This is a genomic window from Nocardia inohanensis NBRC 100128 (assembly GCF_001612945.1).
GTDB classification, from domain to species: Bacteria; Actinomycetota; Actinomycetes; order Mycobacteriales; family Mycobacteriaceae; genus Nocardia; species Nocardia inohanensis.
Map to the genome: position 1 here is coordinate 24,053 of NZ_BDBK01000009.1, position 12,574 is coordinate 36,626.

A 12,574-nucleotide genomic window follows, 5' to 3' on the forward strand; every position below is an offset into this window, starting at 1 on the left:
TTGGTGAGGATTCTCACCAACGCTGGCCGACACACGGTAAGACCCCTATCTTTTCGGAGTCTTAGCGGTGTCTCGGCGCAGGTCGATGGCAGGATGTCGGTGCTGGTCATGCATTGCTCGACGACTGCCGCGGCGGCTCCGCCACACCGGGGGCACCGCCGAACCCCCGGCCAGCAGTACGTGTAACACTGGCGAAACACAGTCTTGATTGCAGGGAAACACCGCGTCCATACCGTCTGGTCGCAGTGAACCCATGCAGTCAACAGTGGCTGGGAACCGATCCGTAAGGAGTACTAAGTGGCGTTCAGCACGGCCGACGAGGTCATCAAGTACATCAAGGAAGAGGAGGTCGAATACGTCGACGTACGTTTCACCGATCTTCCCGGTGTGCAGCAGCACTTCTCGATCCCGGCGAAGGCGTTCACCGCTGATCTCGCCGAAGAGGGCCTGGCGTTCGACGGCTCCTCCGTCCGCGGCTTCCAGTCCATCGACGAGTCGGACATGCTGCTGCTGCCCGACTTCAGCACCGCTCGGATCGACCCCTTCCGGGCCGCGAAGACGCTGAACCTGAACTTCTTCGTGCACGACCCGTTCACCCGCGAGGCCTACTCCCGCGACCCGCGCAACATCGCGCGTAAGGCCGAGGACTACTTGCGTTCGACCGGTATCGCGGACACCTGCTACTTCGGTGCCGAGGCCGAGTTCTACATCTTCGACTCGATCCGCTACGACTCGGCGATGAACGGTGCCTTCTACGAGATCGATTCGATCTCCGGCTCCTGGAACACCGGCGCGGAGTACAACGCCGACGGCACCCCGAACCGTGGTTACAAGGTGCGCAACAAGGGTGGTTACTTCCCGGTTGCCCCGTACGACCACTACGTCGACCTGCGCGACAAGATCTCGACCAACCTGCAGAACGCGGGCTTCGAGCTGGAGCGCGGCCACCACGAGGTCGGCACCGCCGGTCAGGCCGAGATCAACTACCGCTTCAACACGCTGCTGGGCGCCGCTGACGACCTCCAGCTGTTCAAGTACATCGTGAAGAACACCGCGTGGCAGGAGGGTAAGACCGTTACCTTCATGCCGAAGCCGCTCTTCGGCGACAACGGCTCGGGCATGCACGCCCACCAGTCGCTGTGGAAGGACGGCAAGCCGCTGTTCCACGACGAGGCCGGCTACGCGGGCCTGTCGGATCTGGCGCGTCACTACATCGGCGGCATCCTGCACCACGCCCCGTCGCTGCTGGCGTTCACCAACCCGACCGTCAACTCCTACCACCGTCTGGTGCCGGGCTACGAGGCCCCCATCAACCTGGTGTACTCGCAGCGCAACCGCTCGGCTGCCGTGCGTATCCCGGTGACCGGTTCCAACCCGAAGGCCAAGCGCATCGAGTTCCGCGCGCCGGACTCCTCGGGTAACCCGTACCTGGCCTTCGCCGCCATGCTGATGGCCGGCATCGACGGCATCAAGAAGAAGATCGAGCCGCTCGCGCCGGTCGACAAGGACCTCTACGAGCTGCCGCCCGAGGAGGCCAAGAACATCCCGCAGGCCCCCACCTCGCTGGCGTCGGTCATCGACAAGCTCGAGGAAGACCACGAGTACCTCACCGAGGGCGGCGTGTTCACCGAGGACCTGATCGAGACCTGGATCGACATCAAGCGCACCCAGGAGATCGCCCCGGTCAACCTGCGGCCGCACCCGTACGAGTTCGAGCTGTACTTCGACGTCTAAATCGAAGCTGCGCGTTCGCGCCTGATTCGGGCTCGATACGCGGTAGTACGTAGACCGGAGCGGCGGTCACCATTGCCTGGCAATGGTGACCGCCGCTTCGTCGTTGTGGCGGGTTCGCGCTGGTCAGAGCGTGGGCAGTGCCGTCGTGACGGTTGACACAAATTTTGACCGGGGGCTGGCGAACCTATTTGAATCATGCTGTCTGATACAGCATTTCCGAGGGTCTAGGGGGAGTCTTGGCGCGTCATCGTGCGAAAACTGGGAAAGTCGGCCGTATTTCGGCCTTGGGTGCGTTGCCGCTGGCGGTTTCGCTGACCTGCGCGGGGCTGGCCTCGGCCGAACCGGCCGAGCGTGCCGATCACAGCGAGCTGGAGAACGCGTTCGGCGCTGTGCAATTCATTGCGGGGCAGCCGGTATCGGCCGTCGAGAACGCCGCGGTCGCGAATTACAGCGTCGTCGAGGTACGCGAGAATGCCGCGGCCGTAGGCGAATACGCGTCCGTCGCGGCGAACGGCAGCGCGTCCGCGGCGGAGGAGATCGCGGCTGTTGGTGACACGGACGGCGCTGGTGCGGCTGTGGCGCAGCCGATCGCCGCGGATCCGAACAAGATCGGCGAGGCCGCGCTCGCGGGTGCGGGAATCGGGGCCGCGGTGGCGGGCATTCCGGCCGCCGCCGTCGGCGCGGTCGTCGGTGGGGTGATCGGCGCCGGTGTCGGCGTGGGGACCGGGCTCGCGGTGGCCGGTGCGGGTACCGCGCTGGTGGCGTCGCTGACGCTGCTGGCCACCTGCCTGCCCGTCGCCACCTGCGTCATCTCGCTGCCGGGTCTGGCCGCGGAGTTCGCCGCCGCCATTCCGGTGGCCGGGGGCGCGATGCTTGCCGGGGGCGTGATCGGCGCCGGCATCGGCGGAGCTATCGGCGCGGCGATCACGGGTCTGCCGGCCGCGGGCATCGGTGCGCTCGCCGGGGCGGGCATCGGCGCCGGCGCGAGTGCCGCCGGGCTGGTGCCGTAGGTAGATCACCGGAGCGCGCAGGCGTTCCCGCGAAGCCCCATCCGCTGCCGGCGGGTGGGGCTTCGCCGATTTCGACGGGCGGGCATCCAAGTTCGATGGGCACGGTGGGTCCAGCGGGGGTCCCGGTGGGCGGGGCGCGGGTTTCGGTGAGTGAGTGCGTCGGTGAGTTGGGGCCCGGGGCGGCGTAAGCACCCCTAGCGTCGCGGCCGTGAAACTCAAATCAATTGTACGGATCAATATTTCGCTGATTTCGCTGGCGGTCGTCGCGAGCGGTTTGTTCGGGGTCGCGCATGCCGAACCCGAGGCCGCGGTGGCGGCTACCGCCGGCAAGATCGATTTACAGGGCGCCGTGAACGTCCGGGATATGGGTGGGTATCGGACGTATGACGGGGCCAGTACCAAGTCGGGCAAGATGATTCGGGCCGATGCGCTCGGGAAGCTGACCGATGCGGATGTGGCCAAGCTCGGAACGCTGAAGATTCAGACGGTGATCGATTATCGGACGCAGGCCGAGATCGCGGGGCTGGGGGCCGATCGATTGCCGAGTGGAGTTCCCTTGGTGTCCAGGCCGATCGAGGACGGCGGGATGTTCGCCAAGATGTATCAGGCGATTCAATCCAAGGATCCGGTAAAGCAGCAGGAGTTGCTGGGCGACGGTAAAGCCGAGCAGATCATGGGCGATATGTACCGGAATTTCTTCACCTCGGATGCGCTGGCCAAGTTCGGGCAGACGGTGAAGGATCTGGCGGGCACGAATACCGTGACGCTGTTCCATTGCACCGCCGGTAAGGACCGGACCGGGTGGACCGCGTACGTGGTGCTGCGGGCCGTGGGCGTGCCGGAAACCACTGCGCGACAGGATTATCTGCTGTCGAATCAGTATCGGGCGGCGGCGGACGCGGCGCTGCGAGCGCAGTTGAAGCAGGCCGGGATCATGCAGAATCCGGATCTGCTGATTCCGTTGCAGGAGGTGCGCGACGAATATCTGGATATCGCGGTGCAGCAGGTGGAGCAGAAGTACGGCGACTTCGGGAAGTTCCTGACCAACGGTCTGGGACTGGATGGCGCGACCATCTTGAAGTTGCGGAAGAACCTGGTCGGCTGAGGTGTGGCGCGGCGGCCGGCCACCCGGTCAGCCGCCGCGGCGGACCATGGAACCCAATGCGCTGAGGTCGATTTCGCTGGATGGTTCGGACCAGCCGGTGGCGCGCAGCTCGGCCGGGGAGCCGACGCCCAGGGCGTCGTGCAGGCCGACGGCGACCGAGCGGGCGAAGTCCTCGAGACCGCTCAGCGTGATGGGCCAGAGCATGGAGCGCCGCCAGTTCTCGATTTCCCGCTGTAGTACCGGAGCGGACCAGCCCAGATCGCGCAGGCGCTGGGCGGCGGATTCCGGAATCGGTTCGGCCAGATAGTAATTGCCGGTCAGTTCGGCGGAGAGCCGGATATCGAACTGCTGGAATTGCACGTAACGATTTCCGGTGGCGGCGATGATCAATGTGGCGCGCGAGGGCAGGTGCGCCAGACATCGCGCCAACGCTTGCACGAAGGCGTCCCATTCGGTTGTCACTGACTGCTCGCTTTGCCCCCGGGTGCCCATCGAGGCCGATCATACGCCGTCAAATCGGCTGGGTCACCGAAAGATTCGGGGAGTACACCCAGCTGCGGAAACAACCTGCCGACGAGAGCCGCGGCCGGGCCGACCGGGTTACCGGTCGCGGCTCCCGGTTGTTCGGCTACCGCCGGTGGGCCGGGGCGGGGCCGAGGATTCCGATCGGCGAATATCCGGCCAGGCGTTCGGCCCGCTCCCCCGGCGTCAGCGTGTGCCGCGCCAGAAAATACCGGAATTGGCTTCGCGCACCGGCGAATACCGCGCCGGGGCGCGGATGAAGGACTGCTGCCATCGCGCTCAACTGCACTCCTCTTCGTGATTTCATCGCCTCCGGAGGACCATTCTTCCAACCGGAAACGACGGTGCTGGTTAACCTCTCGTGAATATCAGCGCACCGACGCGTACGGGCACAAGATTCCAGCGCCCGCATTTACGGAAATCATCGGATCAGCCCAGCAGATCCACACGCAATCCGGCCAGCAGCTCCGGATCGGCGAGCAGTTCGATACCGGTGACGCGGCCGCCGGTGACCGTGAAATCGAAGACCACGCGCGGCGTGCCGCCGGGGGCCCACACCAAACCCGCGAGACCGTCCACCAGCGCGAGCCGCGCCTGCTGTGCCCGTCCGGCAAAGGTTTCCGCGACCGCCCGCGCGCCGATCGCCTCGGGCGCGGAGCCGGTGGCGATGGCGGTGGCGTCCGAGCGCAGCACCACGTCGGGGTCGAGCAGCTCCAGCAGGGCGGCGAAATCGCCTTCGCGGGAGGCGGTGAGGAAGGCGTCGACCACCCGCCGCTGCCGGTCGCGGTCGGCGGCGACCTCCGATACCCCGCGCACCCGGCGGCGGCCGCGGCTGGCGAGTTGCCGGGTCGCGGCGGGGGATTTGCCGAGGATCGGGGCGATGTCGTCGAACGGGACGGCGAACATGTCGTGCAGTACGAAGGCCAGGCGCTCGGTCGGGGGCAGGGTGTCGAGCACGACCAGCAGCGCCGCACCGATCGAATCACCCAGCAGCGCTTGCTGTTCCGGGTCGAGCGCGGGTTCTGGGGCATCGAATTCGTCCAGGGGGTCCTCGCGGCGAACGCTGCGGGATTGCAGCATGTTGAGGCAGACCCGGGCGACGACGGTGGTCAGCCACCCCGCCAGATTGTCGATTTCGCCGGCTTCGGAGCGGCTCAAGCGCACCCAGGCTTCCTGTACGGCGTCCTCGGCCTCACCCGATGAGCCGAGCATGCGCTGCGCCAGCGCACGCAATCGCCCGCGCTGCGCCTCGAATTCGCGCGCCACCAGATCCAGGTCGCCGTGCCCACTGCCCATGATCGAAGCCTCCTCCCGGCCGCCCGGTCCTTCCGGTGCGCACGGGATGGCACCCGCATCTCTACGACCGCGCAGGCGCGGCGAGTGTGACCGGCGGCAGCGGATCCGCCGCAGCAGGGCACCGCCGGCCTGTCACATTCCCGTTCCCGGACCGGTCGTGGAAGTGACCGGCGCACCAGCCGGTGCGGCACCACTCGAAGGAGCATCGAATGTCCGAGGGAATGCAGACCATCATCTACCCGGTCAAGGATTTGGCCGCGGCGAAAGCCCAGTTCAATACCTTGCTCGGCCAGGAACCGAGCATGGACACCGAGTACTACGTGGGTTACAGCGTGAACGGCCAGGACATCGGCTTGGACCCCAATGGCGACAAGAAGGGTATGACCGGCCCGGTCGCTTACGCCCATGTCGGCGATATCGAGAAGTCCCTGGCCGCGCTGATCGAAGCCGGTGCGACCGAACGGGAGGCGATTCGTGAGGTCGGCCCCGGCCGTCGCATCGCCACGGTCGATGCCGTGGACGGCACCGTATTGGGCTTGCTCGAGCAACGGTGAGCCGCTGACCTGTGACGGTTGCCACGCCATCGATAGGATGAGAAGATTCGTAAGTAATTCTCTCATCCTGTCGATGCACGGCGCATCGGCAGCCTGTGGTCAAAGGAGATCACCATGACCGCCGCCGTCGCGCAGCTCGACCCTGCGGACCGGGGAGCCCGACCCGAACGCCGCCCCTTCCGGCCCGGCACCCGCATGTGGGAGGACACCGGTCTGATCACCTTCTCCCTCACCGCCGGATCGGCCTTCCTGTTGCAGACGATGGAGCCCTCCATCGCGGCGGTGGTGGACGAGCACTCGACCTTCCGCACCGACGCGCTCGGGCGGGCGGCGCGCAGCATCGCCTCGGTCATGATGTGGATCTACGGCGGTGACGAGGCGCTCGCCGAAGCGGACCGGCTGCGGAAGATGCATGCCACCCTCAACAGCACTGACGCCCACGGCGTCAAGCATCAGGCGCTCTCGTCCGGGCCGTGGGCGTGGGTGCTGCACACCGCGATCTTCGCCTTCACCGAGGGCAACAAGTACTTCTCCGACGCCAAGCTCACCGAGGCCGAGAAGGAGGCGTACTACCAGGAGGTCGTGCAGTTGATGCGCAATTTCATGGTGGCGCCCAAGGAGATTCCGGCCAGCTACGCCGAATGGGTGCCGTGGTTCGAGGACCAGGTCGAGAACCATTTGGTGCCGACCGATGTCGCCTACGACTATCTGAAGGTGATCCGGAACATCGCCCCGCCCGAGCAGATTCCGGGCGCGCTGCATCCGGTGTGGCGGGCGGCCACCGCGCCGATCGGGAAGTTGCAGTACTTCTTCACCGTCGGCACCACGCCGGAGGTGATCCGGCGCAAGCTCGAACTGGAATGGACCGCACGCGACGAGCGCACGCTGCGGGCGCTGGGCTGGGTGATCGGGCGGGCCGTGCCGAAGCTGCCGGAGCGGGTGCGCTACTTCCCGATCGCCTACGAGGCGCGCAAGGTGGAGCGGGACAAGGCGCGGCTGCGCAAGATGATCAACCTGCGGCCGGTGTAGTCAGCGCAGATCGCGCACCTCGCACAGCAGGACGCGATCCTGCTGTGCGATGGCGACCGTGTGGCCGTCCGGGGCGAAGGCGACGGGCGGCGACCATTTCCGGCCGGTCAGCTGGCGGCGGGCGTCGATATCCCAGAGCCGCAATTCCTTTCGCATGGTGACGGCCAGCAGTGCGCCGTCCGCGCCGAAGGCGATCGAGCGGACCCCGCTGCCGTCGGCGGGCAGCGGGAGCCGGACGGTCTCCTCCGCCCGCAGGTCCCGCACCAGCGCGCGATCGTGATTGGCCACGGCGAACCGGCTGCCGTCGGGGCTGAACGCCGCGACCGCGAAACCCACCATGTCCATGGACAATTCGACGAGGGGCCGGGCACTGCGGTCCCGGAGCGCACCACGGTGATCCCACAGCTGCGCCCCTTCCCGGGTGACGGTGAGCAGCGCCCTGCCGTCCGGCGCGAACCTGGCGAGGTCGGTGCCGGGTCGCGCGAGCTGCCGTGGCACCCACAGGCGTTCACCCGCGCCGGAATACAGCTCCAGCACGCCCGCCGTGCTCACCACCGCGACCGTCTCACCATCCGGGTCGACCGCCACCGACCGCGCACTTCCGTGGGGAATGTCCGGAAACGATCGCGCGCTTCCGTGCTCGATGTCCGCGAACGACTGTCCCCGACCGAGATTCCGGACCCCGGCCCCCTGCCGATCCGAGGTGAGCAGCAGCCGGCCGTCCGGGCTGAACTCCGGCCACGCCCGCCGGCTGTCGACCGCCATCGGCTCCCCGATCGGCAGGCCACTGTCGATATCCCATATCCGCACGGTGCGATCCCATCCGGTCGCGGCGAGCACCGTCTCGTCCGGTCCGAATGCCAACCCGCACACCGCGTTCGCGAAGCCCGGCAGCGGTCCCCCGACGGGCGCACCGGTGCGCCCGTCGAAGATGCGCACCGCCCCGTCCTCTCCCCCGGTGGCCACTCGCGATCCGCTCGCGCTGAACGCGATCGCCTGCACCCGCCCCCAATGCCCGGGCAACTCCACCGCGGCTCGCCGCCCTGGGTCGGGCACGATCACCGTGACCGATTCGCCGGGCGCGCCGCTCCGGGGCACCGATTCCCGCTCGGCCGACGATCCCGCCACACCGATCAGTACCTCGGTCGGCCGGACCGAGGTATCCGCTGAGCTATCGGCCGAATTCCAGTGCGCCACTGCTCCATTCGAGGACGCGAGCGCCGTCGCGGCCGCCTCGGCGAGGGCGCCGCAACTCGGGTAGCGGTCGGCGGGATCCTTGGCGAGGGCGGTGGCGATCACTTCGTCCACGGCCGCGGGCAGACCGGGGCGCCGGGTGCTCAATCGCGGTGGCGGAGTGGTGAAGTGGGCGTGCATGAGGGCGTAGGCGGTGGGTGCGGGGAACGGGATCTCACCGGCGAGCAGGTGGTACAGCGTGCAGCCGAGGGCGTAGACGTCGGCGCGGTGGTCCACCGGTTTGCCGTCGATCTGTTCGGGCGGGGCGTAGGCGAGGGTGGCGCGGGTGGCGCCGGTGAGGGTGTGGGTGTCGTCCAGACCGCGCGCGATGCCGAAGTCGCCGATGAGCACGTGGAGCGCGCCCGAGCGGTCGGTGATCAAAAGATTGGCGGGTTTGACGTCGCGGTGCAGAATGCCCTGCCGGTGCGCGTGGTCGAGTCCGGCTGCGGCTTGACGCACGATTTCCAGGGCGCGCGGGATCGCCAGCGGGCCTTCCTCGAGCAGCCGGGCGGCATCCCGACCCTCGATGAAATCCATAGCGAGCCAGGGGTTTTCGCCCTCCGTGCCGCAGTCGTGCAGGCGAATGATGTTCGGGTGCCGCAGCGCGGCGGTGAGCCTGGCCTCACGTTCGAACCGGGCCCGCACTCCGGGATCGCTGCCGACATGAGCGGCGAGCACCTTCACCGCCACATCGACACCCCGGCGCGGATGTCGCATGCGATAAACCGCGCCCATTCCGCCGGAGCCGACCTGCGCTATCACCGTGAAACCGGCGAACCGCGATCCGGGCTCGAGCGCCACCGATGTCCCCGCCTCCCCGCCCCCGCCGGCGACCCTCGTCGATCTATGTGAGCGGCCATATTACCGCCCTGATCCGATCTCGGTGGCCGGGCTCGAGCGCCGACCGGGCGGCCGGTCCCCTGGTTCATGGGGCTGGTGCGGAGACCGGACGACCACCAAGGTCATGCTGTGCGTATGCGGATGGTGTTGTGGCGGGCGGTCGTCGGCCTGCTGCTGGTGGTGGGTGCGGTCGTGGTTCCGGCGGGCGGGGCGGCGGCCGAGGCGGGGTATCAGTGGCGGCAGGAGTACATCACCGCGCCGGACGGGACCCGTTTGCACGCGGATGTGCTGCGCCCGGCGGGCCTCGCCGATGACGTGCGGACGCCGGTGCTCATGACGGTGAGCCCGTACCGCGCGCATCTGGCGTATCTGACCGAGCCGCGGGTGAAGGGCGGGCCGTCCATCGCGAATCTGGAGGCCCAGACCTTCATCGATGCCGGATACACCTATGTGATCGTGGATTTGCGCGGCTTCGGCGGCTCCGACGGCTGCCCGGATTTCGGCGGGCCCGGGGAACGCTCGGATGTGAAGACCGCGGTGGAATGGGCTGCGGGGCAATCCTGGTCGACCGGGAAGGTCGGGCTGTTCGGGGTGTCCTACGAGGCGTGGACCGGGCTGATGGGGTTGGCGGAACGGCCGGCCGGGCTGGCGGCGGTCGGGGCCTTCGAACCGGTGGTGGACCCGTACTCCTACCTCTACATGCAGGGCATCGCCTGGAAGTTCTCGGGCAAGCCGGTCACCGAATCCGGGGTGCGGCCGGGTGATCTGGCGGGGCTGGAACATCTGCTCATCGCCTCCACCCCCGCGCACTGGGAGGATTCGGCCGAGTACAAGCTGAACGCCACCGCCATCGATACCGCCTGCTACACAAAGTATTTCGAGAACACCACCAACCACGACGGCGGCACCGAGTACTGGCGGGACCGGGATCTGGTGCCGCGCTTGCGGGGAAACACCATCCCGCTGTTCCTGGGCCAGGGGTTCACCGACTACAACACCAAGGCCGATCGCGTCTTCCAGCTGTGGAACGGGCTCGGCCCCGGCGATCATCGCGCCTGGTTCGGCCAGTGGGGTCACCGCACCTGCCACGAGAAGTGCGGCGCCACGAATTTCGATGCCGAACTGCTGGCGTTCTTCGACCGCAATGTGGCGGGCAAGGACGTGACCGTGCCCGGACCGCGCATCACGGTCAGCCAGTTCGATGGCGGGTGGCGTTCGGAAACCCAATGGCCACCCGCCGATTCGGCCCCGGTGACAGTCGGCCTGCGCGCCGGCGAATACACCGATCGCGGCCTGGTCGGCGGCGCGGACCGCGACCTGTGGTCGATCAGCCAGCCGCTCCCGGACGATCAGCATTTCTCGGGCATCGCCACCGCGACGCTGAGCCTGGACGGTCCCGCGCAGGCGACGGCCGCAATCGAGGTCTCCGATATCGCGCCGGACGGCCGCTCCACCGTCATCACCCGCGGTATCGCACCGGTCGCCGCGACCACGGAAATCCGCATGCTGGCCCAGGATTGGCCGATCCCGGCCGGGCATCGCATCGGATTCCGGATCACCGACGTGATCGACGACGTCTGGTCGCACACCCCCGCCTTCGCGAAGGTGACCGTGCGCGCCGCGCAGGTGCGGTTGCCGCTGCTCACCACGGTCCGCACGCCCGACCTGCCGGGCGAGGCCACCGAGGGCGTCATCAAGTGGCGCAATGAGAAGTCGGCCACGCTGCCGCTGGATCTGCTGAACAATGCAATGGTGACCGTCGACTTCCCGGCTCGGACCGGCACCCGATGACCGCTACCGCGCCCGCCACCCAGCTCGTGGACGATGCCACCGCCGAGCGGCTGGCCACCGCGCTGCGCTGCGTGACCATCTCGCATGAGGATCCCGCCGCGGACGACCCGGCGGAGTTCGATCGATTGGCCGAGTTCATCGAGCGGACCTTCCCGCTGGTGCACGCCCAGCTCGAACTGGAGACCTTCGGGCACAGCCGCCTGTATCGATGGGCGGGCAGCGAGACTCCGGACCGGGTCGGTGCGATATTGCTGGCGCACCTGGATGTGGTGCCGGTGGATGACGAGTCCGGCTGGACGCATCCGCCGTTCGCCGGGGTGGTGGATGACGAATTCATCTGGGGCCGTGGGGCGATCGACGACAAGAGCCGGGTGATCGCGATCCTCGAGGCGGTGGAGGCGGCGCTGCGGGACGGGGTGCGGCCCAGGCAGACCGTGTATCTGGCGTTCGGGCACGACGAAGAGGTGAACGGCACGCACGGGGCGCGGGCGATATCGCGAAAGCTGCGCGAGGCGGGGATCAGGACCGGCCTGCTGCTCGACGAAGGCGGCGTCATCACCACCGGCGTCGCCGACGGCATCGACCAGCCGGTGGCCACGATCATGGTGGGCGAGAAGGGTTTCGCCACCGTGCGCCTGTCGATCTCGGCCCCGGGCGGGCATTCCTCCATGCCGGGCAAGCAGACGGCGGTCGGGCAGCTGGCGCGCGCGGTGGCGCGGATCCAGGATCATCCGTTCCCGCTGCGGCTGACCCCGGTCACGCTCGACATGCTCACCCGGCTGCGCGGATTCATGGCCGAACCCCGCCGCACCCTGCTCGGCCTGATCGGAATCGCGGGCCCGGCCGTGACGCGCGTGCTGGCCGCGCGGCCGCAGACCGAGGCGCTGGTGCGCACCACCACCGCACCGACCGTCATCCACGGCGGCGTGAAATCCAATGTGCTCCCGCAGCGCGCCGAAGCCTTCGTGAATTTCCGCATCCTGCCCGGTGATTCGGTCGCCGACGTGCTCGAGCACTGCCGCCGGGTGGTGCGCGACAACCAGATCGTCATCGAATTGACCGGCATCACCTCCGAACCCTCCCCCGCGCCCGCGGCCGGGCCGGACTTCGACCTCGTCGCCGAGATCGCGCGCGCGGTCGTCCCCGGCATCGCCGTCACGGTCGGCCTGGTCCCCGGCGCCACCGACTCCCGCTACTACGACGATCTCGCCGAGACCCGCTGCAACTTCGCCCCGATCGTCGTCGACTCCGCCGATCTGGACCGCATCCACGGCACCGACGAGCGCATCTCCCGCCTCAACTACGCCCGCCTCATCACCTTCAACCGCCTCCTCATCGATCGCCTCGCCACAGCCTGACCGATACCCGCCCCATCCTTCCCGCGTGTACCCGCCCCATCATTCCCGCGTGCTTTTGGCGGGAATCCACACAGTGGGCGTGTGGATCCCGGCCAAAAGCAC

At 68.0% G+C, this 12,574-nt stretch carries 11 protein-coding genes; 7 read left to right on the plus strand and 4 right to left on the minus strand.

Annotation, left to right across the window (positions count from 1 at the left end; genetic code table 11):
- Positions 1 to 297 precede the first annotated feature (297 nt).
- The 3 genes from glnA (at position 298) to NI1_RS19640 (ending at position 3,849) form a co-directional block, all read left to right on the plus strand.
- Positions 298 to 1,734 (plus strand): type I glutamate--ammonia ligase, encoded by a 1,437-nt coding sequence (glnA, locus tag NI1_RS19630; protein WP_067822820.1) that lies wholly within the window; start codon positions 298 to 300, stop codon positions 1,732 to 1,734.
- A gap of 236 nt (positions 1,735 to 1,970) precedes the next feature.
- Positions 1,971 to 2,744 (plus strand): hypothetical protein, encoded by a 774-nt coding sequence (locus tag NI1_RS19635; protein ID WP_169815598.1) that lies wholly within the window; start codon positions 1,971 to 1,973, stop codon positions 2,742 to 2,744.
- A 208-nt stretch (positions 2,745 to 2,952) separates the two neighbouring features.
- Positions 2,953 to 3,849, plus strand: a complete 897-nt coding sequence (locus tag NI1_RS19640) for a tyrosine-protein phosphatase (protein ID WP_245663311.1) — start codon at positions 2,953 to 2,955, stop codon at positions 3,847 to 3,849.
- A 27-nt stretch (positions 3,850 to 3,876) separates the two neighbouring features.
- On the opposite strand, the gene NI1_RS19645 is transcribed toward NI1_RS19640, so the two are convergent.
- The 3 genes from NI1_RS19645 to NI1_RS19650 form a co-directional block, all read right to left on the minus strand.
- On the minus strand, positions 3,877 to 4,311 hold the full coding sequence (locus NI1_RS19645) for a TY-Chap domain-containing protein (RefSeq protein ID WP_157535213.1): 435 nt from the start codon (positions 4,309 to 4,311) through the stop codon (positions 3,877 to 3,879).
- 166 nt (positions 4,312 to 4,477) lie between these two features.
- Positions 4,478 to 4,645, minus strand: coding sequence for a hypothetical protein (locus NI1_RS38015; protein WP_157535214.1), 168 nt, complete (start codon positions 4,643 to 4,645; stop codon positions 4,478 to 4,480).
- Between the two features lie 155 nt (positions 4,646 to 4,800).
- Positions 4,801 to 5,667 carry a sigma-70 family RNA polymerase sigma factor gene (locus NI1_RS19650; protein ID WP_067822829.1) on the minus strand — a complete coding sequence of 289 codons (867 nt, stop codon included), beginning with the start codon at positions 5,665 to 5,667 and terminating at the stop codon, positions 4,801 to 4,803.
- A gap of 209 nt (positions 5,668 to 5,876) precedes the next feature.
- On the opposite strand from NI1_RS19650, the gene NI1_RS19655 reads away from it, so the two are divergent.
- Together NI1_RS19655 and NI1_RS39895 are read left to right on the plus strand one after the other, a co-directional pair.
- Entirely contained in the window at positions 5,877 to 6,221 is a 345-nt protein-coding gene (locus NI1_RS19655; RefSeq protein ID WP_067822832.1) for a VOC family protein, read from the plus strand.
- Positions 6,222 to 6,335: 114 nt separating this feature from the next.
- Positions 6,336 to 7,250 (plus strand): oxygenase MpaB family protein, encoded by a 915-nt coding sequence (locus tag NI1_RS39895; protein ID WP_067822834.1) that lies wholly within the window; start codon positions 6,336 to 6,338, stop codon positions 7,248 to 7,250.
- Here NI1_RS39895 and NI1_RS19665 read toward each other — a convergent pair whose 3' ends face one another.
- Positions 7,251 to 9,284: a WD40 repeat domain-containing serine/threonine protein kinase gene (locus tag NI1_RS19665; protein WP_067822837.1), complete on the minus strand. Its 2,034-nt coding sequence runs from the start codon at positions 9,282 to 9,284 to the stop codon at positions 7,251 to 7,253.
- 174 nt (positions 9,285 to 9,458) lie between these two features.
- Between NI1_RS19665 and NI1_RS19670 the strand changes: the two genes are divergently transcribed.
- Together NI1_RS19670 and NI1_RS19675 are read left to right on the plus strand one after the other, a co-directional pair.
- Positions 9,459 to 11,114: a CocE/NonD family hydrolase gene (locus tag NI1_RS19670; RefSeq protein ID WP_067822840.1), complete on the plus strand. Its 1,656-nt coding sequence runs from the start codon at positions 9,459 to 9,461 to the stop codon at positions 11,112 to 11,114.
- Positions 11,111 to 12,472 (plus strand): M20/M25/M40 family metallo-hydrolase, encoded by a 1,362-nt coding sequence (locus tag NI1_RS19675; protein WP_067822843.1) that lies wholly within the window; start codon positions 11,111 to 11,113, stop codon positions 12,470 to 12,472. The genes NI1_RS19670 and NI1_RS19675 overlap by 4 nt, the downstream gene beginning before the upstream one ends.
- The last annotated feature ends 102 nt before the right edge of the window (positions 12,473 to 12,574 follow it).

What these genes read in the sequence shown, in the direction of transcription:
- NI1_RS38015 (WP_157535214.1), bottom strand. Translation starts at nt 4,645, where the DNA reads ATGGCAGCAGTCCTTCATCCGCGCCCCGGCGCGGTATTCGCCGGTGCG.
- NI1_RS19650 (WP_067822829.1), bottom strand. Translation starts at nt 5,667, where the DNA reads ATGGGCAGTGGGCACGGCGACCTGGATCTGGTGGCGCGCGAATTCGAG.
- NI1_RS19655 (WP_067822832.1), top strand. Translation starts at nt 5,877, where the DNA reads ATGTCCGAGGGAATGCAGACCATCATCTACCCGGTCAAGGATTTGGCC.
- NI1_RS39895 (WP_067822834.1), top strand. Translation starts at nt 6,336, where the DNA reads ATGACCGCCGCCGTCGCGCAGCTCGACCCTGCGGACCGGGGAGCCCGA.
- NI1_RS19670 (WP_067822840.1), top strand. Translation starts at nt 9,459, where the DNA reads ATGCGGATGGTGTTGTGGCGGGCGGTCGTCGGCCTGCTGCTGGTGGTG.
- NI1_RS19675 (WP_067822843.1), top strand. Translation starts at nt 11,111, where the DNA reads ATGACCGCTACCGCGCCCGCCACCCAGCTCGTGGACGATGCCACCGCC.